The organism is Flavobacterium sp. KY-23415 (assembly GCF_055384985.1).
The window spans coordinates 3800021-3821119 of sequence record NZ_AP044001.1 but is presented as its reverse complement, the minus strand read 5'-3'; the positions used below and the strand labels follow the sequence as shown (position 1 = coordinate 3821119).

The window sequence follows — 21099 nt, the reverse complement described above, 5'->3', positions numbered from 1 at the left end:
AAAGATTAAAGTTAAAGAAATGAACAAAATATACAACCCTGAACAAAAAAACTGGTTCGAAATTTTAAAACGACCAACACAAACTTTCAATGATATTGAAGAAACTGTGAAAGGAATTTTTAAAGAAATTCAACAAAAAGGAGATCAAGCTATTATAAAATACACGTCATTATTTGACGGAATTACATTAGATAATTTCACTGTGACTAATGAAGAAATTGAGGCTGCAACTACTTTAGTTTCTGATGAATTAAAAGAAGCCATTGCAATTGCTAAAGACAATATTTTTAAGTTTCACAACGCGCAAAAGACTTCTAAAATTGAAATAGAAACAACAGACGGAGTGCAATGTTGGCAAGAAAAAAGACCCATTTCTAAAGTAGGTTTATACATCCCTGGTGGTTCTGCTCCATTATTTTCAACGGTTTTAATGCTTGCTATTCCAGCTAAAATAGCAGGTTGTAAAGATATTATACTATGCACACCTCCAAATAAAGAAGGTAAAATTAATCCTGCGATATTATATGCGGCTCAATTATGTGGCGTGACTAAAATTTATAAAATTGGAGGTATTCAAGCCATAGGGGCAATGACTTATGGAACAGCATCAATTGAAAAAGTCTATAAAATATTCGGACCTGGTAATCAATTTGTAACCATTGCCAAACAATTTGCATCACAACAAGGGGTTGCAATCGATATGCCTGCTGGGCCAAGTGAATTACTTGTTTTTGCAGATGAAACAGCTAATCCAAGCTTTGTAGCTTCCGATTTATTGAGTCAGGCTGAACATGGAAAAGACAGCCAAGTTGTCTTAGTTACAACTTCAAAAAATATGTTGAATGATGTTGAAACAGAAATTTATAAGCAATTAGAACAGCTCCCTCGTAAAAAGATTGCACAAGTTGCGATTTCAAATTCTAATTTAATTTTTGTTGATAACGTTACTTTAGCACTAAATTTAATTAACGAATATGGACCAGAACACTTTATTATTTGTGCTAAAAACGAGAATTATTTTGTAGAAAACATAGAAAATGCAGGTTCTGTATTTATCGGAAATTATACACCCGAAAGTGCTGGTGATTATGCTTCTGGAACCAATCACACTTTACCCACTAATGGTTATTCTAAAAGTTATAGTGGTGTTAATTTAGATAGTTTTCAAAAAGCAATCACTTTTCAAAAAATTTCTGAAAAAGGAATTCAAAATATTGGAAAAAGTATCGAAATAATGGCAGAAGCAGAAGGCTTACAAGCGCACAAGAACGCAGTTACATTACGATTAAATGAATTAAATAAAGCATAAATGAATTTAGAGAATCTGATACGTGAAAATGTTAAGAAAATGAGTCCATATTCGTCGGCGAGAGATGAATTTAAGGAACTTACAGATAATATGATTTTTTTAGATGCTAACGAAAACCCTTATAATACAGGTTTAAATCGTTATCCAGATCCGCATCAAAGAGATTTGAAATTGGTACTGTCTAAAATGAAAAACATAGCAACAGAGAATATCTTAGTGGGTAATGGTAGTGATGAAATTCTAGATTTATTGTTTAGAGCTTTCTGCGAACCAAATATCGATAATGTAATCACGTTACCACCAACCTATGGAATGTATAGTGTTCTAGCTAATTTGAATGCTATCGAAAATAAAAAAATAATTTTAAACGATGATTTTCAACCTAATGTTAGTTCGATTTTAAATAGAGTAAACAATAATACTAAAATAATTTTCCTTTGTTCACCCAATAATCCAACTGGAAATTCATTTTCAAGTGAGAGTGTTTTAGAAATTCTTACTAATTTTAATGGATTAGTTGTTATTGATGAAGCCTATATTGATTTCTCAGAAAAAGAAAGTTGGTTAGAAAGATTGGAAGAGTTTCCTAATTTAGTCATTGTGCAAACATTATCTAAAGCCTTTGGAATGGCTGGATTACGATTAGGATTATTATATGCATCAAAGGAAATTATAAGCATCTTAGAAAAAATAAAACCACCCTATAATGTTAATGTAGTTTCTCAAAATTTAGCAATAGAAAAATTAGAAACAAATCAATATTTAAAAGAGATTGAAATTCTAAAACAAGAAAGAAAAAAAGTAATGATGGCCTTAGTTCGCTGCGATGTTGTAACAGAAATTTTTTCTTCAGAAACTAATTTCATTCTTTTTAGAGTAGATAACGCAGCCTTTCAATACAAACAGTTTTTAGAAAATGGAATAGTAGTTAGAAATAGAACAAACGATTCATTGTGTAGAAACTGTTTAAGAATTACCATTGGAACAAAAGAAGAAAACGAAAAAGTTATTGAATTACTTAAAAAATTAAAAAATGTCTAAAAAAGTATTATTTATCGATAGAGATGGGACAATAATTAAAGAAACCATTGATGAACAAATTGACTCGTTTGAAAAAATGATATTCTATCCTAAATGCATTCCTTATTTAAGCAAAATTGCTAAAGAGTTGGATTTTGAATTAGTCATGATTACCAATCAAGATGGTCTTGGCACAAATTCTTTTCCTGAAGAAACATTTTGGCCAGTTCATAATTTCATTATGAAAACCTATGAAAATGAAGGAGTTATTTTTGATAATGTATTTTTAGATAGAACATTTCCACATGAAAATGCAAACACAAGAAAACCAGGAACAGGATTATTAACTCAGTATTTCTCAGAAGAATATGATTTAGTTAATTCATTTGTAATTGGTGATCGATTAACGGATGTAGAATTAGCTAAAAACTTAGGTTCTAAGGCTATTTTTATTAATGACAACACCAATTTAGGAACAGCAGAAATTTCGGTCAAAAGAGAAGAATTAGATTCGGTTATAGCCTTAGAAAGTAATGATTGGCAAAAAATTTACGAATTTTTAAAATTAGAAGAAAGAACAGCTTCGATTATTCGTAAAACCAATGAAACGGATATTGCAATTACATTAAATCTTGATGGAATAGGTAAAAGTAATATTAGCACAGGTTTAGCCTTTTTTGATCATATGTTAGATCAAATTGCACGTCATGGTCAAATGGATTTGGAAATTCAAGTGAAAGGCGATTTAGAAGTTGATGAGCACCACACTATTGAAGACACTGCTATAGCTTTAGGAGAAGTTTTTGCTAAAGCATTGGGGAATAAATTAGGTATTGAACGCTATGGTTTTTGCTTACCAATGGACGATTGTTTAGCACAAGTAGCTATTGATTTTGGAGGACGAAATTGGATGGTTTGGGAAGCCGAATTTAAACGTGAAAAAATAGGAGAAATGCCTACTGAAATGTTTTTCCACTTTTTTAAATCTTTTACCGATGGTGCAAAAGCCAATTTAAATGTAAAAGCAGAAGGAACAAACGAGCATCATAAAATTGAAGCTATTTTTAAAGCTTTTGCAAAAGCAATTAAAGTAGCAGTAAAACGCGATGCAGAGAAGATGATCTTACCTTCAACAAAAGGAATGCTTTAAAATAAGTTTAAAAATTGAAAGTCATAAAGTCAAAAGGATAATAACTTTAAGAAATTCGCCTTTAAACTTTAAAACTATATATATGAAAATAGCCATAATAGATTACGGTGCAGGGAACATTCAAAGTATTCTCTTTGCAATAGAAAGAATTGGTTTTCAAGCAATAGTAACAAACAATTGGAACACTATTAAATCTGCCGATAAAGTAATATTTCCAGGAGTTGGAGAAGCCAATAGTGCGATGAAAAAATTGACAGAAACAGGTATTGATGTATTAATACCGACCTTAAAACAACCTGTTTTAGGAATTTGTTTAGGAATGCAATTAATGTGTAGTTCATCAGAAGAAGGAAATACTAAAGGTTTAGGCATTTTTGATGTAGCAATTATTAAATTCAAAACGAATGTGAAAGTACCTCAAATGGGATGGAATACTATATTTAATTTAAATTCTCCACTATTTAAAGGTATTAAAGAGCAAGAATATATGTATTTAGTGCATAGTTTTTATGCACCAAAATGCAATAACGCAATTGCTCATACGCATTATGGTTTAGAATATGCAACAGCATTACAAAAAGATAATTTTTATGGTGTTCAATTTCATCCAGAAAAAAGTGGAATCCACGGGGAACAAATTTTAAGGAATTTTTTAGAACTACCGACTAATCATTAATTACTCAAAAAAATGAGAATAATACCCGCAATAGACATCATCGATGGTAAATGTGTACGTTTATCGAAAGGCGATTACGATACAAAGAAAATATACAATGAAAATCCGCTTGAGGTTGCTAAATCTTTTGAAGAACATGGTATTCAATACCTACATTTAGTAGATTTAGACGGAGCAAAATCTAGCAAAATAATAAACCATAAAGTATTAGAACAAATTGCTACCAAAACCAATTTGAAAATTGATTTTGGTGGTGGTTTAAAGTCTGATGATGATTTAAGAATTGCTTTTGAATGTGGAGCAAATCAAATAACTGGTGGAAGTATTGCTGTAAAGAATTCCCAATTATTTAAAAATTGGATTGCTCAATATGGAACTGAAAAAATTATACTAGGAGCAGATGCAAACAATAGAAAAATAGCCATTTCAGGTTGGTTAGAAGAGAGTAAAGAAGAAGTGATTCCCTTCATACAAAACTATCAAAATGACGGCATATCCTATGTAATTTGCACCGATATTGCAAAAGATGGCATGCTTGAAGGACCAAGTTTTGAATTATATCAAGATATTTTAAATCAATGTCCCAATGTAAAACTAATCGCTTCAGGTGGCATTTCTACTTTTGATGAATTACCCAAATTAGCCGAATTAGGCTGTGAAGGAACCATTATCGGAAAAGCCATTTATGAGGGTAGAATTACATTAAAACAATTAGAAGAATATATTTTAAATAAATAGATCATTTCGCAAAGTCACGCAAAATAATCACAAAGATTCTTTAAGAATTTTGTGTATCTCTGAGAAAACTTTGTGAATCTCTGTGTAATAATTAAAAGATGCTTACAAAACGAATAATACCTTGTTTAGATATAAAAAACGGACGCACCGTTAAAGGTGTCAATTTTATAGATTTGAAAGATGCTGGAGATCCTGTAGCATTAGCAAAAAAATATTGTGAAACAGGAGCAGACGAACTTGTTTTCTTAGATATTTCAGCCACTGAAGAACGTAGAAAAACATTAGTAGAATTAGTTCGAAAAGTAGCACAAACCATCAATATTCCGTTTACAGTTGGAGGCGGTATTTCTTCTGTAGAAGATGTCGCAATTCTATTAAAGAATGGAGCAGATAAAATTTCAATCAATTCATCAGCAGTGAAAAATCCAGATTTAATTAATCAGCTAAGTTCAAAATTTGGTAGCCAATGCATTGTTGTAGCAATTGATGCGAAACGAATTGAAGGCAATTGGATGGTTCACTTGGTCGGTGGAAAAGTTCCAACTCAATTAAATTTATTTGAGTGGGCAAAAGAAGTTGAGCAACGTGGAGCTGGTGAAATTTTATTTACTTCAATGGATAATGATGGAACAAAAAATGGTTTTGCCAATGAAGCTTTGGCTCAATTATCAGCATTAGTTAATATTCCAATTATTGCTTCTGGTGGAGCAGGGAATAAGCAACATTTTGCAGATGCATTTACACACGGAAAAGCAGATGCAGCACTTGCAGCGAGTGTGTTTCACTTTCAAGAAATTGAAATCCCAGATTTAAAGAAATTTTTGAAAAATGAAAATATATCAATTAGATTATAAAATAATTAAAAAAACTTAGAGCAACTTTGTGAATCTTTGTGCAACTAAAATATGAAAATAGACTTTACAAAAAACGAAAACGGATTAATTCCAGCCATTATACAAGACAATCTAACCAAAAATGTATTAATGCTTGGCTATATGAATCAGGAAGCTATAAATAAAACTTTAGAAACCAATAAAGTAACTTTTTTTAGTCGATCTAAGAATCGATTATGGACAAAAGGAGAAGAAAGTGGTAATTTTTTAGAATTAGTTTCCATTAAAAATGATTGCGATAATGATACTCTCTTATTACAAGTTAATCCAGCTGGCCCAACGTGTCATACAGGTTTAGATACATGCTGGCAAGAAGCTAACAATCAGAATTTTGGATTTATTTCTAAACTAGAAAAAACTATTAAAGAACGTAAAGAGAATGCAAATTCAGAGACAAGTTATGTAGCCAGTTTGTTTGCTAAAGGAATGAATAAAATAGCACAAAAAGTAGGAGAGGAAGCAGTAGAAGTGGTCATTGAAGCAAAAGATAGTAACGATGATTTATTCTTATCTGAAAGTGCCGATTTATTATTTCACTATCTAATTTTATTACAAGCAAAAGGCTTCCAATTAAATGATGTGGTAAATGTTTTGAAAGAAAGAGAAAAATAAGCTATTTAAATCAATTATTTAAATTAAAATCACCCGAAATGGGTGATTTTTAATTTTATCATATTATTGAAATTTGTAATAACAAATAAACTTTTATAAAATGAAAAATATTTACTTAATTTTGATGGTTCTCTTTAGCACGCTCTTTTATTCACAAACTTACAATGTGAGCACTTTTGTATCAAATGATACAGGTCAAATTTTGAACTCACCTTGCGGAATGACGATAGATGACAACGATAATTTGTTTATTACAAATTATGGAAGTAACAGCATTTTAAAAATAACAAATAATGGAAACGTTACAACAATTGCAGGTGGAGTTCAAGGATATGTTAATGGAACTGTTGCAGAAGCTCGATTTTTTGAACCATACGGATTAGCTATAGATAATAATACTGGTAATATTTTTGTTGCTGACAGACGAAATCATTGTATTAGAAAAATAACGCCTTCTGGAGATGTGAGCACATATGCTGGAAATTCAGTTAATGAAATTAATGGTTCTTATTTAGATGGAAACGGTACAAGTGCAAGATTTAACAGTCCATCAGGAATAGCAATCGATGTGAACGGGAATTTATTCATTGCAGATAGAAATAACCATTGCATTAGAAAAATAACTCCAAATAGAGATGTTTCAACCATTGCAGGAAACCCAACAATAAGTGGCTATGCTAATGGGAATGGAATAAATGCATTATTCGATAATCCAATAGATTTAGATATCGACATTTCTGGAAATCTATTCATTGCAGACCATAATAATCAAACCATTAGAAAATTGCTACCTAATGGCGATGTATTAACTTTTTCAGGAACAGGATTACAAGGCACAACAGACGGAACAGCTAACATCGCCAAGTTTAATGGTCCTAATTATATTGAAATAGACAATTCTGGAAATCTTTTTGTTACTGATAGATACAGTTCAAGAATTAGAAAAATTGATATGTATGGAACAGTGCAAAGTATAGCAGGAAACGGTATAGGTTTTCAAGATGGAGATGGAACAAATTCACAGTTTAGTGCTCCTACTGGCATTGCAATTGCCTCAAATGGGGTTTTATTCGTTTCTGATTGGTATAATCAAAGAATAAGAAAAATCACACCTAGCACATTACATACTAATAATTTTATACAAAATCATCAAATAACAGTATATCCAAATCCTGCAAAGGATCAAATTCAAATAGATTTAAAAAACAATTTAATTCTAAACAGAGTAATTATCTATAATTATTTAGGACAAGAAATCTTAAATACAAATTCAACAAAGATTAACACATCCAACCTTTTGAAAGGGTTTTATTACTTAGAAATTCAAACAAACATAGGCAAGACAAATCAAAAAATAATAATTGAATAACTAAAAAAATAAAACATAGTAACAAATCACCCGAAAAGGGTGATTTGTTATTTAAATACATTACAGAAATTTGCAAAAAACTTAATTATTAATTTTATAAAAAAAGTATGAGAAAAAAAATTACTTTTATTTTGTTACTGTCTTTTCACTTTATAATTTCTCAATCATCAATTGGAGAAATTAATGGAACATCCTATACCAACTATTTGGGTTCAAGCGTAGCCTTAAACGCTAATGGAAGTATTCAAGTTGTAGGTTCAAGAATTGCAGGTGGAAGTAACGCAAATGGTGAAGTCAAAATATTTCAAAGAAACGGAACTACTTGGGATCAATTAGGAGCAACAATCAATGGAGGAACACTAGACTATTCTGGAACATCAGTTGCCATTTCTGCAAATGGGACAAGAATTGTTATTGGATCACCAGGGAATAATTTTTCAAGAGGAATAATTAAAGTTTATGAATATACAGGAGGTGTATGGAATCAAATTGGAAATGGTGTAACTGGAATAGCTAATAATGATTTTTTTGGTACAAGTGTTAGTATTTCTGCTGATGGGACAAAAATTGCATCAGGTGGCCAAAATGGAAATGGTTATGCAAAAGTTTTTGCATTAAATGGTGCTAATTGGGAAATTATTGGACAAAAGATAGACGGTGAAGCTTCAAATGATTATTTTGGAAGTAGCCTTTCACTGTCCTCAGATGGAAATGTATTAGCTGTAAGCGGAAGAAACAATGCCGTTAATGGAAGTGCAACAGGGCATGTTAGAGTTTTTGAGAATGTTGCCAATAATTGGAATCAAATTGGTAATGATATTGACGGTACAGCTCAAGGAAATGCTTTTGGATCGACAATTGCATTATCTGGAAATGGTAATAGAGTAATCGTTTCTGCACCTTTAAATGGAGAAAATGGCACAAATGCCGGACAAGTGAAAGTTTTTGAAAGAAACAGTAATTCATGGACCCAAATAGGGCAAAATATAAATGGCCAAACAGCAACAGATCAATTCGGAAGTAATGTAGCTATAAATTATGATGGAACAATTATAGCAATCAGTTCTACTAATAATGATAGTAACGGAACCAATTCTGGACAGATAAAAATATATAGAGAATTAAATAGTAACAATTGGACCCAAATAGGGAATGATATAAATGGTAATCAGTTTGAAAATTTCGGAAATGGTTTAAGTTTATCATCAGATGGTAACACATTAGCAGCTAGTTCAATATTTTATAATTCAAATAGAGGTATAGTCAGAAATTATGATTTAACTGCTGTATTAAATATAAACAACTTTGAACTCTCAAAACAAATTATTATACATCCAAATCCTGTAAAAGATAACCTGTATATTAAAAATAATGATGATTTTTTATTTAAAAACTATTCTATCATAGATCTAAACGGACGAAGGTTAGTAAATAAATCCCAAGAAATTCATAATAACACAATTAATCTTTTAAATCTATCCAATGGTTTCTATTTTCTTCACCTGGAAACAGATAAGGGGATATTGGTAAAACAAATAATAAAAGAATAAAAAATTAAAATATAGATCTAAACCATATACATAAATCTATTACACATTATTATTTTAACTAAATTATATATAAATGAAAAAAACCTTAAAATTGATGTTACTAACAGTTGTTTTGTTAAATATTACAGCTTGTTCAAAAGATGAGAATGAAAAACAAACTGAATCATCTTCAAAAATTGAAGGAAAGTGGATGTATTATAAAGTAGCATCATTTCCAAATGGAATAGAAGATGAAAATGCCTATAATGATTATCACAATAGTTGTAATACAAATCATAACTATAAAGAAATTTTAGCAAATGGAATCTACAATGAAGTAAGTTTTGATTATGAATGTGTAAACTCTAATCATAATGCTACTTGGACTAAAGTAGATAATTTTATTACATTTAATAGCCCAGTAGGCAATGATTACAATAAATATGAAATATTATTTTTAGATGATAACACTTTAAAAGTAAAATTAATAGAATCTTGTTGTACTGAAAATAAAGCAAGTGTAACGCACACAATTTTTAAACGAATAAACAATGAATAAAGTTGTTTTGTCTTTAAATTACAAGGAAAAAGCGATTAATACTAGAAAAAATTAAATAAAAAATAGTATAAAAATTTAAAAATCACCCAAAATAGGTGATTTTTTATTTTAAAACTATATCGAATTTTGCAGTATTAAAAATAAGTCATATGAAACTTACATAACACAGATTATGACAATTATATGTAAGCAATTATTTAATATTTAGCTATGTACAGGTAGCTATAGAAAATAAAAACATATGAAAGCGCTTTTTTTATTTAATTCCTTTAGAGTATTAGACTAAAAAAATAAGACACAAAATAATTTCAAAAAATATCATGAAACACAAGCTAAATGCAACTAATCCAACAGACGCCATTATTGAATTAGAAAAAATTACAAATACAATTATAAAGAATATTATTGATGAATTCGAACCAACCTTTCTAGTACATTCAGAAATTGCAAATAAATCCGATGATAATGGTAATTTGTTAAATGAAATTAAAATTAGAAAAGGTACAAAAATAGGCGCAAACATTGGTATTAATTGGAAAGATAAGGACTATAATCAAATTAATATTGAAATAACAGAATCTACAAAATTAGGAACCTATTTACTATATGGCATTGGCTTTCCATTCATGTTTTCGGGTGCTTATATGGGAGCCAATGACATTGCTCCATTAGATTTTCTACCTGGATATAAATTAGCTGCAGGTTTAGGGGGAGCAATTGCATTTATTCCAGGAGTTATTATATCTACTATATTAAAATCATTCCTATTAAAAAAATATAAAGAAGAAAATAAAATGTTAGAAAATAAAATAAAGGCAGTAATTACTGCTTCATTAGAAATATAGACCTATGAAAACAGTAGTAAAAATAATTTTAATTTTTTTAGGCTTACTATTTCTAGGTGGGGTTATCCTTGGATCTATTGCAAATCAACAAGATGGGAACAGACAATCTTTTTGCTTGTTAAATACTAGTAATGAAAGTAAATCGACTACTTTCGAAGCAATTAATAAGAATGGTGAGCAAAGTAATGAATGGTCTATAGATGAAAAAATAAATCCTGGAGAACAAAAGATAACTCAAATTCTCCCTGGAAAATATTTAGTAAAGGTTTGGAATAAAGAAGATAAATTAGAAAACGAATTTGAATTTGAATTCAGTTTAGATAATCCAAACGAATCAAATTATAACCTTTATCGATTTGATTTAGCAATGGATAAAAACTTTGCATTAGTAAATATGAATGCATTATATGAGGGAAATTCTTTAAGTAATACGCTAGCTTCTGCTTTAGGCAGCAATCAAGAACAATTATATTACGAAGCTCAATACAAAGGTAATCAACCCTTTATAATTCCGGATGTATATAGCAAATATACTTTTATTGATTTGGGTGAGGAATTACCTAGTAGAAAAAAGATAGGAGAAACAATTTACCAACTTCAAATAGCAAAATAAAATAGTTGAAATCTTTTTAAATAATGTTTATATAATTAAAATGCTAAATCGAAAAGCAAACGAATATTCAAAACAATTTTCATTACTTTTGTGAATGTAAATAAGCTTGTATCTTGAAAAAAAGTCTTTTAGACTAAAAAATACATTCTCATTATAAAATATTTTCATCTATAATTATTCTTGCTTATGTTTGAAGATGTTAGTTGTTAAGAATGATATAAAGTAAATGATAGTCAAGTTGATGTATTTTAAAACAATACAACTTTTAAAAAAAGTGACATAGCTCAAATAAAAAATTAATTAAAATGATTTATAAAGAGACATTTGATTTTCTGACTGAGTTAAAGATGAACAATGACCGCGATTGGTTTGCAGAAAATAAAAAACGATTTGACAAATTACAAAAAGAAACAAAATTTTTTTTTAATTCAATAGGAGAAGAGCTTGGTAAAACCGATAGCATTGAAAAAATTAAAATTTTCAGAATTTATAGAGATGTACGTTTTTCTAAAGATAAATCACCCTATAAAGCCAATTTTAGTTCTGGCTATGTTAGAACAAAACCAATGTTAAGAGGAGGTTATTATCTTCATATTGAAAACAATGCAAGTTTTGTAGGTGGAGGTTTTTGGGAGCCAAATTCAGAAGATTTATTGAGAATTCGCAAAGAATTAGAACTTGATGCGTCAGAATTAAGAACAATAATTAATGAAGCAACTTTTAAAAAATATTTTGGAACGTTGCAAGGCGAAGAACTTAAAACAGCTCCAAGAGATTTTGATAGTTCACACCCAAATATTGATTTAATAAGAAAAAAACAATATATAGTATCACGCAACTTTACAAATGAAGAAGTATTATCTGCTAATTTTAAAGATGAAATTATAAAAACGTTTCAAGCGATGAGACCTTTCTTTAATTTTATGAGTGAAGTGCTTACAACCGATTTGAATGGAGAAAGTATTATTTAATGTAGCTAACAGTTTAAAAGCTTAAATAAATTATTGTTCAAATAACTGAATTTGACTTTTTATTCTTTCTATAAGTAAGTTCATCATTCTTTTATTTAAATTAGATGAATCTAAAATATATTCTTGATATTCATCAATAGTAAATAAGCCAATAATCATTCCTTTAAGAGAATTTCTAAATTTAATGTCTCGTTGAATAGCCTTTTCAATATAGCTCATTTTTTTTTCTGGACTAAGCCCAAAAAAAACACTCTTCTGTTTTATAGCATAATTTCTAAAAACTTCAATAAACAAATCGTTTTGAAGCTTAAGAATTGGGCGTAATGTTTTATTTTGAAAAACTTCTTCAGAACTTGAATTTTGATTGATTGTACCTAAAAATTCACCTCTGGCTTCTAATATCAATTCTTCTTTTGTTTTCATTTTTAAGTAGTAATTTATTCTTAATAAATTTAGAAAAAATTGTCTTTAGAAAGAGATAGACAAATGTTAATTTATTAATAATAATTCTATACTTTAAATTTCCTAATGTTCAAAAAAAAAGGATATTTTAATTATTTTTGCTTCATAAAATAAAAATAGATATAATGAATTTTAACACAAGAAAATGGGTAAAACCAGAAGATTTAAATCCTAATGAGTCTTTATTTGGAGGCAAGCTTTTAGCATGGATAGATGAAGAAGCAGCTCTTTATAGCATAATTCAATTGGAAAATCCTAGAGTAGTAACAAAACACATGACAGAAATAAACTTCATGAGCTCTGCTAAACAAGGTGACATTATAGAATTAGGCATTGAAGTGGTAAAATTTGGAAAAACATCACTCGTCTTAAGATGTGAAGCTAGAAATAAAATGACACAAGAAAAAATACTTTCGGTAGATTCTATAACTATGGTGAATTTAGATGAAAATGGAACACCAAAACCACATGGCAAAACAAAAGTAGAATATGTAGAAGATCGATTAAAAAATTCTTAAATCAAGATTTTTCACTAGCAATAGCAACATCTAATTCAAAAAGTTCTAAATCAAAAAATCGAACAGAAGAAATAACATGGTCAAAAATATCTGCCATTATATACTCATAATTTTCCCATGTTTTATCTTTTGAAAAACAATATATTTCTATTGGTATACCTTTTTCTGTAGGCTGTAGATGCCTAACCATTAACAACATATCTTTATTAATGCCTGAATGACTTTGGATATATCTTTCAATATACTTTCGAAACAATCCAAGATTAGTTAGATTTCTTCCATTAATAATTAGTGATTTATCAATGTTATTATTAGCATTATGTTTTTTAATATCATTTTGACGATGATCTATATAATGATCTAAGTGATGTATTTTTTTAAAATTAATTGCTTCCTCGTCTGAAATGAAACGAACAGATTTTGATTTAATCAAAATATATCTTTTAATCCTTCTACCATCAGATTTTAACATCCCTCTCCAGTTTTTAAAACTATCAGAAATTAAACTATAGGTAGGTATTGTTGTTGTTGTGTTATCAAAATTTCTAACTTTGACAGTTGCTAAGTTTATTTCAATAACATCTCCATCTGCTCCAAATTTTTCCATAGTAATCCAATCGCCAATTCGAACCATATCATTTACAGAAACAGATATGCTAGCCACAAAACCTAAAATAGTATCTCTAAAAATTAGAATTACAATTGCAGAAATAGAACCCAAAGCAGTAATAAAAACAGGTCTACTAATTTCAAACAAAATAGAAATGAAAGAGAAAATACCAAATCCCCATAAAAGAATCATAATTACTTGAATATAACTATCAATAGGTTTATCACTATATCTAGGTTTGTGTTTCAAATAATCTCTCAAAGCGTTAAAAACACTACGAATAATCCAAAGAGATAAAATTATGATATATATTTTTATCCCTTTTTCAAAAAAATTATCCCAAGAAGTAAAATCTTTAAGAATTACGGGAACAGTTCTGTAAACAAAAACTAATGGAACTAAATGTGCAATGTATTTTGCTGTTTTATTTGCAACTAGAAAATCATCAAAAGTTGATTTAGTTTTAGCGGCAATTATAGCTAAAATAATGATTAATATTTTTTTAAAAATATAATCTAATATGTAAGCAACAAGTATAAGAATTAATATATTGAAAAATAGATTAATATATTGAGCTAAATTCTCATTAAAATCTAAATCTTTTAAAATGCGATATACCCAATTGAATATTTTCATTAATAACTAATCTTTATAAATATTTTTTTTCAACATAAAAAGTCCCAAAAGGAATGATTGAAGCTAAACAAATTATCATATATGTTTTAAAATCAAATTTTTTCTCGATTTTAAAAACGGTTGCTAAAACAATATAAGCAATGAATAGTAATCCATGAGCCATACCAATTTGTTTTACAAATACAGGCTGTTGAAAAAAATATTTCATTGGCATTGCAAAAAACAGTAACAATAAAAGAGAAATACCTTCTAAAAGTGCGATTATTTTAAAAAATTTTATCATGATAATGTAGAATAAATAACATAACCGTAAATAACAAAACGAAAGATACGTAATGATGCAAATATGAAAAACTGTTTTTGTGGAAATTTAATCATTCCTGCAGCAAGACAAGCTATAGCAAAAGGTAATGGCAATAGTGCACCAACAGCTATAAGGAAACCACCCCATTTTTGCATATTTCTTATATGTTTCGTCATTCTTCCTTCAAGATAATTATTGATTTTAGGAACAAGTAACAAAGTTCTACCTTTATAATATGAGAAAACACCTCCTAAAAACGATAAAAAAGCTAAAATAGCTAAATAGAGTAGTGGTGTTGGTGTACTTTTTGTCCATGCTATAAAAATATCTGGAGGTATGAGACCTAAAATACTTTCGGAAATTAAAAACACTGTAAAAATGGTGAAATCGCTAAAATTTCTGGTTAACTCCAAAAGCATATCATTAATATTCATTACTTTATAATTAACATAAAGTAAAATTGCCACAATTATGGCTAATGGAACCAATGCTTTTCTTGTATTCTTCCAAATAAAAGAATAAAAACCAGTATATTTATAGTACTGGTGCATTAATTTTAATCTTGATTTTTTTTGCTTTTGCATTAATAGAGATTTAGGTGAGCAAATTTAGTGAGAATATTACATATACTTGTGTTAAAGTATATATAAAAAAATCGGTAATAACTTACCGATTTTAATATTATGTAAAATAGAAATACGATTAGTCATTAAAAGCTATAAAAGCCTTATTATATTCTCTTAGATCTAAAAGATTGTTTTTTATTGATAAATCATATAAAAGAGACATGAAATACTCAAAACTTTCAATATCATTTTCTTCAGAAACGTTTTGTGCTTGTTTTTCTTCAGATTCTAACGGTTCATCATCTGGAATTCCAATTAGAAATGCATTATTGCTTTCTAAATGTTCATACGCTAATCTCAAAGCTTTAGTTACTACAGGATTTTGTTCTTCTAGAGAATATTCTCTAATTTTCTTTAAATCTGCAACAATAGACTCTAAATCGAATTTATCTTGTAGAACTTCTTTTTGAATTTTTTCAATTAATTTCTGTGCATATTTGTTTTCCATCTGTACGTGTATAATTAAGGTTGGCAAATTTAAAACTTTATTAAGTTTTAAACAATAGTTTATTTGGATAAAATACTTGCTTAATAATTTAATTATTTTAAAGTATAGTATTTAACACTACAAATATTGTATAATTCATAATCTTTTAATCAATATTATAAAATGAACTATAATATATATTATGTAAAATAGAAATTTTAAAAGCTTATATATCAGTACAAATTAGATTTGATATTTACTCTTCTATGGCAAACTATAATAAACAATGATAACATCGTTTATTAAATAAAATATTAATTATTTGAAGCTAATAATTTCTTTATTTTGCTTAAGATTTTTTTGTAAATTCGTTTAATCCCAATAAAAATGAAAAACCCTATTGCAGAACGTATTGCCAGCTTTTTAAAACGTTTTCATCCTTTTACGAGTATTGAAACTAAAACTCTATTTGAAATTGCTAAAAATATAAATGTTATCTATCTTGAAAAAAATGATTTTTTATTCAAAGTAAATGATCAAACACACACAACGTTCTACGTAGTAGCTTCTGGAGCAATTGGGCTTACTATAACGTCAGATTCAGATGATATCTTAATTGACAAATGTGATGAAGGAGATATTATTGGTTTAAGACCTTTTTTTGCAAAAGATAATTATTTAATGAATGCTAAAGCGCGTGAAGATAGTATTCTATATGCTATTCCTATTGAAGTTTTTAAACCAATTGTTTTGCAAAATAATAATGTAATGACTTTTTTATTGCAAAGTTTTGCATCCAATACAAGAAATCCATTAGATAAAAATCATAAGGGGAAATTATTATCTGAAAATGTAATTTACAATGATAGCACTAATGAAATTCAATATTATCAACCAATTCGATATACAAAAAATGCAGTAACAGCTTCTCCTACAGAAATTGTGAAAAATATTGCATTAATTATGTCAAATAGAAAAATTGGAAGTATTATTATTCATAAAGATGGATTACCAATTGGAATTGTAACCGATAAAGATTTGAGGTCTAAAATTGCTACCGGACACTACTCTATCGATACAACAATAAACAAAGTAATGTCTTCTCCTGTAATTACGGTAGCCGAAAACCTTTCAATAGTTGAAGCGCAAATGATGATGCTTAAACACAACGTTGGTCATTTATGTGTAACTAAAGATGGAACCTGTCACTCTCAAATTAGTGGTATTATTTCTGAACACGATATTGTAGTTGCTCAAGCAAATAACCCAGGAGTACTTTTAAAACAAGCAAAAAGAGCACAAAACACAAACGATTTAAAAAATATTAGAGAAAAGGTTTCAGATTTAATTCAGCATTCTATTGATAAAAACATACCAATAAGACATATTTGTTCAATTGTTAGCGAAATTAACATTGCTATTACTCAAAAAGCAATAGACCAAGCAATTGAAAAAATAGGCACCCCACCTCCTTGTCGTTTTTCTTGGATAAATATTGGAAGTCAAGGTAGAAAAGAACAATTATTACTTTCTGATCAAGACAATGCTCTAATATTTGAAGATGTTAGTGATGAAAGATATGATGAAGTGAAACAATATTTTCTACAAATTGGGAGTATCGTTACAAAAAAATTAAATAAAATTGGCTATTCCTATTGTGAAGACAATATGATGGCAAGCAATCCGCAATGGTGTAAATCAATTAGCGATTGGAAAAATCAATTCAGAACGTGGATTTTAAACCCAAGAGAAAAACAGGCAGTAATAAGCACCCTCTTTTTTGATTATGATTTTGTTTATGGTAGTGAGTCTTTGGTTAAAGAAATAACAGATACTATTTTTGAACATTCAAAAGATAATCAATTATTTTTAGCCTATTTGGGAGCTGAAGCATTAAAAAATCCGCCTCCACTTGGTTTTTTTAGACAGTTTTTAGTAGAAAGTGACGGAGAACATAAAGATGCTTTTGATATTAAAAGAAGAGCATTATTACAGCTTATTGATGCTGCTCGAATTTTAATTTTAGATTATGGAATTAAAAATATTAATAATACAGCATCTCGCTTTGCGAAACTTGCAGAAATAGAACCTATAAACGCTCCAACCTATGAAGCTTGTGAAGAAGCTTTTCTTGAATTGCTTAAATTCAGGACGGAAGAAGGTCTTCTACACAATTCTGATGGTAACTATTTAAATTTAAAAGAATTATCAAAACTAGACAAAGTGAAATTAAAAAACACTTTTCAACCCATTAATGATGTTCAAGAAATCATTAAGAATAAATTTAAACTGACTTATTTTACTTAAAACGTATGGATATTCCATTTTTAAAAAATATTTTGAAAGATTACCCAAAATTTTGGGAAGAATACCTACTTCATTTTGAAAACAAACAAAGCGTTAGAAGATTTGTTGTTTTTGACTTAAAAAGAAGTTCAGAAAACACAGCAAATAGTCTGATTGTTTTGAGCGGAATAGGTATAGAGAATGATACCATACGTATTGATGATTTTTTAGAATTATTTATAAAAAAAAACAGTACCACACCCGAAGAAATAATCATTCATGATATCTTGAAAGATGATAATGAAAAAGTAAATTATGATGAAGCAATAATTCAATTTATAAAGTTCATTAGAGAAGCTACATTAGTTAGTCAAAATATAGAAAATGATATTGAATTAATTAATGAAGCCTTAGAAAATTTAAATGCAGGAAAACTAAAAAATGAATTTATGGACATTAATATAATGTATCAAAAATTAAAAGATTTACCTCAAGACGAAATTATAACGTTAGATCAACTTTGTGATGCATACAAAATAAAGAAAAACGATAGATATACCTCTTCAGGAGATACATATATTAAAGCGCAAATTTTTCTGAAATTGAAAAGAAAACTCAACATCAATTTTTAATTATTTGATATAACTGATAATTCTTTATTTGCTCGTTTAATTTTTTGAAAAAGGCACTAGGCTAAAAGATGTTTCAATTAAAAATAATGAAATTAAACCTTTTTGATTTTGAAGTGTCAAAATATAAGTTAATTAAATTTTATGCTTATGAAAACTAATCGAGTACTGTTCAGTTTATTTGTTTTTCCAATATTATTCTCTTGTAATAATAATTCTGATGACACCTATGATGATATTGTAAGTTATCCAAACATTTCTGCCACATTTAATAACAAAATAGATCTTGAAAATTTAGATAATTATGCAAATCAAAATATTCCCAATTATATTACAAAAGATAATAGTGTAAACAATCCAATTACCAATAAAGGAGCAACGTTAGGCAGAGTGCTATTTTATGATAAAAATTTATCTTCAGATAATACTATTGCTTGTGCAAGTTGTCATAAACAAGCAAATGCTTTTGGGGACAATGTCATTGCAAGTACAGGTGTCAACGGGACTACTGGAAGACATTCGATGCGATTAATTAATGCTAGATTTTCCAATGAAACAAAATTCTTTTGGGACGAAAGAGCTGCTACATTAGAAATTCAAACCACTATGCCTATCAAAGATCATAGCGAAATGGGGTTTAGTGGATCAAATGGAGATTTATCCTTTAACGATTTGATTACTAAACTAAGTGCGATTCCATATTATCCAGAATTATTCAGTTTTGTTTATGGTTCGACCGAAATAACCGAAATTAAAATTCAAAATGCTTTAGCTCAGTTCATAAGAAGTATTCAATCTTTTGATTCCAAATATGACGCTGGTAGAGTTTTAGTTGCAAATGATAATCAGCCTTTCCCAAATTTTACACAACAAGAAAACCAAGGAAAAAATCTATTTTTAACTCCTCCACAATTTGACAATACTGGTTCTAGAGTTGGTGGCGGTGTTGGATGCGCAGGTTGTCATAGAGCTCCAGAATTTGATATAGATCCTAATTCATTAAACAATGGAATTATAGGGACTATTAATGGAACTGGTATTGATCTAACAAATACACGTGCACCTTCTTTAAGAGATTTAGTAAACCCAAATGGAATATTAAACACAACATTAATGCATACTGGGAATATTGCTAGTTTACAAGCGGCTGTGGGTCATTATAATACAATTAATTTAGCAATTGGTAATACGAATCTTGATCCGAGATTAAAACCGGGAGGTAATGGTCAAAAGCTTAATATGACAGGAGCAGAAATGAGTGCCCTCCAAGCTTTTCTCATTACTTTATCTGGGACAGATGTATATACAAATTCAAAATGGAGTTCTCCTTTTGAATAACAGAAATAACGAACAAGCCCCGAATTTTTCGGGGCTTGTTTAATAGTATTATTAGAAGATATTAACCTAAAACTTCTTTTACCTTTTTACCAATTTCAGCTGGAGAATCTACAACATGAATTCCGTTTTCTCTCATGATATGTTTTTTAGCCTCCGCAGTATCATCAGCACCACCAACAATTGCACCCGCATGCCCCATTGTTCTACCTTTTGGAGCTGTTTCACCAGCAATAAATCCAACTACTGGCTTACGGTTTCCATCAGCTTTTACCCATTTAGCAGCATCAGCCTCTAATTGTCCACCAATTTCACCAATCATAATGATAATTTCAGTTTCTGGATCGTTCATCAATAATTCAACCGCTTCTTTAGTAGTTGTTCCAATAATTGGGTCTCCACCAATTCCAATAGCTGTAGTAATACCTAAACCTTGTTTCACAACTTGGTCAGCAGCTTCATAAGTTAATGTACCAGATTTAGAAACAATACCAACATTTCCTTTTTTGAATACAAAACCAGGCATAATACCAACTTTTGCTTCTTCTGGTGTAATTACACCTGGACAGTTTGGTCCAACTAAACGACAATCTTTAGATTGAATATAGTCATAAGCTTTAATCATATCTGCTACAGGAATTCCTTCTGTTATACAAATAATAACTTTAATTCCAGCATTAGCTGCTTCCATGATTGCGTCTGCAGCAAACGCAGGCGGAACAAAGATAATTGATGTATCAGCTCCAGCTTTTTCAACAGCTTCTTGTACAGTATTAAAAACAGGTCTGTCTAAATGTAAAGTCCCACCTTTTCCTGGAGTTACACCACCAACAACGTTAGTTCCATATTCAATCATTTGAGAAGCATGGAAAGTACCTTCGCTTCCTGTAAAACCTTGAACTATTATTTTTGAATCTTTATTTACTAAAACACTCATGATATGATTATTATATTAGTTTTTAAATTGTGTTGCAAAAGTAAG

At 29.0% G+C, this 21099-nt stretch carries 23 protein-coding genes; 17 read left to right on the top strand and 6 right to left on the bottom strand.

Features of this window, described 5'->3' with window-relative positions; all coding sequences use genetic code 11:
- The first annotated feature begins 19 nt into the window (after positions 1-19).
- The 13 genes from hisD (at position 20) to ACZ49Z_RS16665 (ending at position 12284) form a co-directional block, all read left to right on the top strand.
- Positions 20-1309, top strand: a complete 1290-nt coding sequence (gene hisD / locus ACZ49Z_RS16725; RefSeq protein WP_464305445.1) for a histidinol dehydrogenase — start codon at positions 20-22, stop codon at positions 1307-1309.
- The gene (gene hisC / locus ACZ49Z_RS16720) at positions 1310-2350 is read left to right on the top strand and encodes a histidinol-phosphate transaminase (protein WP_464305444.1); all 1041 of its coding nucleotides are present in this window, start codon (positions 1310-1312) and stop codon (positions 2348-2350) included.
- On the top strand, positions 2343-3479 hold the full coding sequence (gene hisB, locus ACZ49Z_RS16715) for a bifunctional histidinol-phosphatase/imidazoleglycerol-phosphate dehydratase HisB (RefSeq protein ID WP_464305443.1): 1137 nt from the start codon (positions 2343-2345) through the stop codon (positions 3477-3479). Before hisC ends, hisB begins: the two co-directional genes overlap by 8 nt.
- Before the next feature lie 82 nt (positions 3480-3561).
- On the top strand, positions 3562-4155 hold the full coding sequence (hisH, locus tag ACZ49Z_RS16710) for an imidazole glycerol phosphate synthase subunit HisH (RefSeq protein ID WP_464305442.1): 594 nt from the start codon (positions 3562-3564) through the stop codon (positions 4153-4155).
- Between the two features lie 12 nt (positions 4156-4167).
- Positions 4168-4893, top strand: a complete 726-nt coding sequence (gene hisA / locus ACZ49Z_RS16705) for a 1-(5-phosphoribosyl)-5-[(5-phosphoribosylamino)methylideneamino]imidazole-4-carboxamide isomerase (RefSeq protein ID WP_464305441.1) — start codon at positions 4168-4170, stop codon at positions 4891-4893.
- Between the two features lie 98 nt (positions 4894-4991).
- Positions 4992-5747: an imidazole glycerol phosphate synthase subunit HisF gene (hisF, locus tag ACZ49Z_RS16700; RefSeq protein WP_464305440.1), complete on the top strand. Its 756-nt coding sequence runs from the start codon at positions 4992-4994 to the stop codon at positions 5745-5747.
- Positions 5748-5798: 51 nt separating this feature from the next.
- Complete coding sequence (gene hisIE / locus ACZ49Z_RS16695; RefSeq protein ID WP_464305439.1) at positions 5799-6398, top strand: bifunctional phosphoribosyl-AMP cyclohydrolase/phosphoribosyl-ATP diphosphatase HisIE; 600 nt, start codon at positions 5799-5801, stop codon at positions 6396-6398.
- A gap of 100 nt (positions 6399-6498) precedes the next feature.
- Entirely contained in the window at positions 6499-7767 is a 1269-nt protein-coding gene (locus ACZ49Z_RS16690; RefSeq protein ID WP_464305438.1) for a T9SS type A sorting domain-containing protein, read from the top strand.
- 107 nt (positions 7768-7874) lie between these two features.
- Entirely contained in the window at positions 7875-9317 is a 1443-nt protein-coding gene (locus tag ACZ49Z_RS16685) for a T9SS type A sorting domain-containing protein (RefSeq protein ID WP_464305437.1), read from the top strand.
- Between the two features lie 73 nt (positions 9318-9390).
- The gene (locus ACZ49Z_RS16680; RefSeq protein ID WP_464305436.1) at positions 9391-9855 is read left to right on the top strand and encodes a hypothetical protein; all 465 of its coding nucleotides are present in this window, start codon (positions 9391-9393) and stop codon (positions 9853-9855) included.
- Positions 9856-10175: 320 nt separating this feature from the next.
- Complete coding sequence (locus ACZ49Z_RS16675; RefSeq protein ID WP_464305435.1) at positions 10176-10700, top strand: hypothetical protein; 525 nt, start codon at positions 10176-10178, stop codon at positions 10698-10700.
- Between the two features lie 4 nt (positions 10701-10704).
- Positions 10705-11313 carry a hypothetical protein gene (locus ACZ49Z_RS16670; RefSeq protein ID WP_464305434.1) on the top strand — a complete coding sequence of 203 codons (609 nt, stop codon included), beginning with the start codon at positions 10705-10707 and terminating at the stop codon, positions 11311-11313.
- A 299-nt stretch (positions 11314-11612) separates the two neighbouring features.
- A complete protein-coding gene (locus tag ACZ49Z_RS16665; RefSeq protein ID WP_464308077.1) occupies positions 11613-12284 on the top strand; it encodes a DUF2461 domain-containing protein in 672 nt (223 codons plus the stop codon).
- Between the two features lie 30 nt (positions 12285-12314).
- On the opposite strand, the gene ACZ49Z_RS16660 is transcribed toward ACZ49Z_RS16665, so the two are convergent.
- A complete protein-coding gene (locus ACZ49Z_RS16660) occupies positions 12315-12707 on the bottom strand; it encodes a glyoxalase (protein WP_464305433.1) in 393 nt (130 codons plus the stop codon).
- A 164-nt stretch (positions 12708-12871) separates the two neighbouring features.
- Here ACZ49Z_RS16660 and ACZ49Z_RS16655 point away from each other — a divergent pair, with 164 nt between their 5' ends.
- Positions 12872-13264 (top strand): acyl-CoA thioesterase, encoded by a 393-nt coding sequence (locus ACZ49Z_RS16655; protein ID WP_464305432.1) that lies wholly within the window; start codon positions 12872-12874, stop codon positions 13262-13264.
- A 1-nt stretch (position 13265) separates the two neighbouring features.
- On the opposite strand, the gene ACZ49Z_RS16650 is transcribed toward ACZ49Z_RS16655, so the two are convergent.
- The 4 genes from ACZ49Z_RS16650 to ACZ49Z_RS16635 form a co-directional block, all read right to left on the bottom strand.
- A complete protein-coding gene (locus ACZ49Z_RS16650) occupies positions 13266-14510 on the bottom strand; it encodes a mechanosensitive ion channel family protein (protein WP_464305431.1) in 1245 nt (414 codons plus the stop codon).
- A 13-nt stretch (positions 14511-14523) separates the two neighbouring features.
- Complete coding sequence (locus ACZ49Z_RS16645) at positions 14524-14793, bottom strand: DUF3817 domain-containing protein (RefSeq protein ID WP_464305430.1); 270 nt, start codon at positions 14791-14793, stop codon at positions 14524-14526.
- Entirely contained in the window at positions 14790-15398 is a 609-nt protein-coding gene (locus ACZ49Z_RS16640; RefSeq protein WP_464305429.1) for a YqaA family protein, read from the bottom strand. Before ACZ49Z_RS16640 ends, ACZ49Z_RS16645 begins: the two co-directional genes overlap by 4 nt.
- A 118-nt stretch (positions 15399-15516) precedes the next feature.
- Positions 15517-15888: a hypothetical protein gene (locus ACZ49Z_RS16635; RefSeq protein WP_464305428.1), complete on the bottom strand. Its 372-nt coding sequence runs from the start codon at positions 15886-15888 to the stop codon at positions 15517-15519.
- A 366-nt stretch (positions 15889-16254) separates the two neighbouring features.
- Between ACZ49Z_RS16635 and ACZ49Z_RS16630 the strand changes: the two genes are divergently transcribed.
- The 3 genes from ACZ49Z_RS16630 (at position 16255) to ACZ49Z_RS16620 (ending at position 20120) form a co-directional block, all read left to right on the top strand.
- Positions 16255-18174 carry a DUF294 nucleotidyltransferase-like domain-containing protein gene (locus ACZ49Z_RS16630; RefSeq protein ID WP_464305427.1) on the top strand — a complete coding sequence of 640 codons (1920 nt, stop codon included), beginning with the start codon at positions 16255-16257 and terminating at the stop codon, positions 18172-18174.
- A gap of 5 nt (positions 18175-18179) precedes the next feature.
- Positions 18180-18785 carry an exonuclease domain-containing protein gene (locus ACZ49Z_RS16625; RefSeq protein ID WP_464305426.1) on the top strand — a complete coding sequence of 202 codons (606 nt, stop codon included), beginning with the start codon at positions 18180-18182 and terminating at the stop codon, positions 18783-18785.
- 147 nt (positions 18786-18932) lie between these two features.
- Positions 18933-20120, top strand: coding sequence for a cytochrome-c peroxidase (locus ACZ49Z_RS16620; protein ID WP_464305425.1), 1188 nt, complete (start codon positions 18933-18935; stop codon positions 20118-20120).
- Between the two features lie 61 nt (positions 20121-20181).
- Here the strand turns inward: ACZ49Z_RS16620 and sucD are convergent, their stop codons facing one another.
- Positions 20182-21054, bottom strand: coding sequence for a succinate--CoA ligase subunit alpha (sucD, locus tag ACZ49Z_RS16615; protein ID WP_464305424.1), 873 nt, complete (start codon positions 21052-21054; stop codon positions 20182-20184).
- Between the last annotated feature and the right edge of the window lie 45 nt (positions 21055-21099).

Excerpts from the sequence above, each read along its gene's own strand:
- sucD (WP_464305424.1), bottom strand. The coding sequence starts at position 21,054 with ATGAGTGTTTTAGTAAATAAAGATTCAAAAATAATAGTTCAAGGTTTT.
- ACZ49Z_RS16625 (WP_464305426.1), top strand. The coding sequence starts at position 18,180 with ATGGATATTCCATTTTTAAAAAATATTTTGAAAGATTACCCAAAATTT.
- ACZ49Z_RS16660 (WP_464305433.1), bottom strand. The coding sequence starts at position 12,707 with ATGAAAACAAAAGAAGAATTGATATTAGAAGCCAGAGGTGAATTTTTA.
- ACZ49Z_RS16675 (WP_464305435.1), top strand. The coding sequence starts at position 10,176 with ATGAAACACAAGCTAAATGCAACTAATCCAACAGACGCCATTATTGAA.
- ACZ49Z_RS16630 (WP_464305427.1), top strand. The coding sequence starts at position 16,255 with ATGAAAAACCCTATTGCAGAACGTATTGCCAGCTTTTTAAAACGTTTT.
- ACZ49Z_RS16685 (WP_464305437.1), top strand. The coding sequence starts at position 7,875 with ATGAGAAAAAAAATTACTTTTATTTTGTTACTGTCTTTTCACTTTATA.
- hisD (WP_464305445.1), top strand. The coding sequence starts at position 20 with ATGAACAAAATATACAACCCTGAACAAAAAAACTGGTTCGAAATTTTA.
- hisA (WP_464305441.1), top strand. The coding sequence starts at position 4,168 with ATGAGAATAATACCCGCAATAGACATCATCGATGGTAAATGTGTACGT.
- hisH (WP_464305442.1), top strand. The coding sequence starts at position 3,562 with ATGAAAATAGCCATAATAGATTACGGTGCAGGGAACATTCAAAGTATT.
- ACZ49Z_RS16655 (WP_464305432.1), top strand. The coding sequence starts at position 12,872 with ATGAATTTTAACACAAGAAAATGGGTAAAACCAGAAGATTTAAATCCT.
- ACZ49Z_RS16645 (WP_464305430.1), bottom strand. The coding sequence starts at position 14,793 with ATGATAAAATTTTTTAAAATAATCGCACTTTTAGAAGGTATTTCTCTT.
- ACZ49Z_RS16640 (WP_464305429.1), bottom strand. The coding sequence starts at position 15,398 with ATGCAAAAGCAAAAAAAATCAAGATTAAAATTAATGCACCAGTACTAT.
- ACZ49Z_RS16690 (WP_464305438.1), top strand. The coding sequence starts at position 6,499 with ATGAAAAATATTTACTTAATTTTGATGGTTCTCTTTAGCACGCTCTTT.
- ACZ49Z_RS16680 (WP_464305436.1), top strand. The coding sequence starts at position 9,391 with ATGAAAAAAACCTTAAAATTGATGTTACTAACAGTTGTTTTGTTAAAT.
- hisIE (WP_464305439.1), top strand. The coding sequence starts at position 5,799 with ATGAAAATAGACTTTACAAAAAACGAAAACGGATTAATTCCAGCCATT.
- hisF (WP_464305440.1), top strand. The coding sequence starts at position 4,992 with ATGCTTACAAAACGAATAATACCTTGTTTAGATATAAAAAACGGACGC.
- ACZ49Z_RS16635 (WP_464305428.1), bottom strand. The coding sequence starts at position 15,888 with ATGGAAAACAAATATGCACAGAAATTAATTGAAAAAATTCAAAAAGAA.
- hisB (WP_464305443.1), top strand. The coding sequence starts at position 2,343 with ATGTCTAAAAAAGTATTATTTATCGATAGAGATGGGACAATAATTAAA.
- hisC (WP_464305444.1), top strand. The coding sequence starts at position 1,310 with ATGAATTTAGAGAATCTGATACGTGAAAATGTTAAGAAAATGAGTCCA.
- ACZ49Z_RS16650 (WP_464305431.1), bottom strand. The coding sequence starts at position 14,510 with ATGAAAATATTCAATTGGGTATATCGCATTTTAAAAGATTTAGATTTT.
- ACZ49Z_RS16620 (WP_464305425.1), top strand. The coding sequence starts at position 18,933 with ATGAAAACTAATCGAGTACTGTTCAGTTTATTTGTTTTTCCAATATTA.
- ACZ49Z_RS16670 (WP_464305434.1), top strand. The coding sequence starts at position 10,705 with ATGAAAACAGTAGTAAAAATAATTTTAATTTTTTTAGGCTTACTATTT.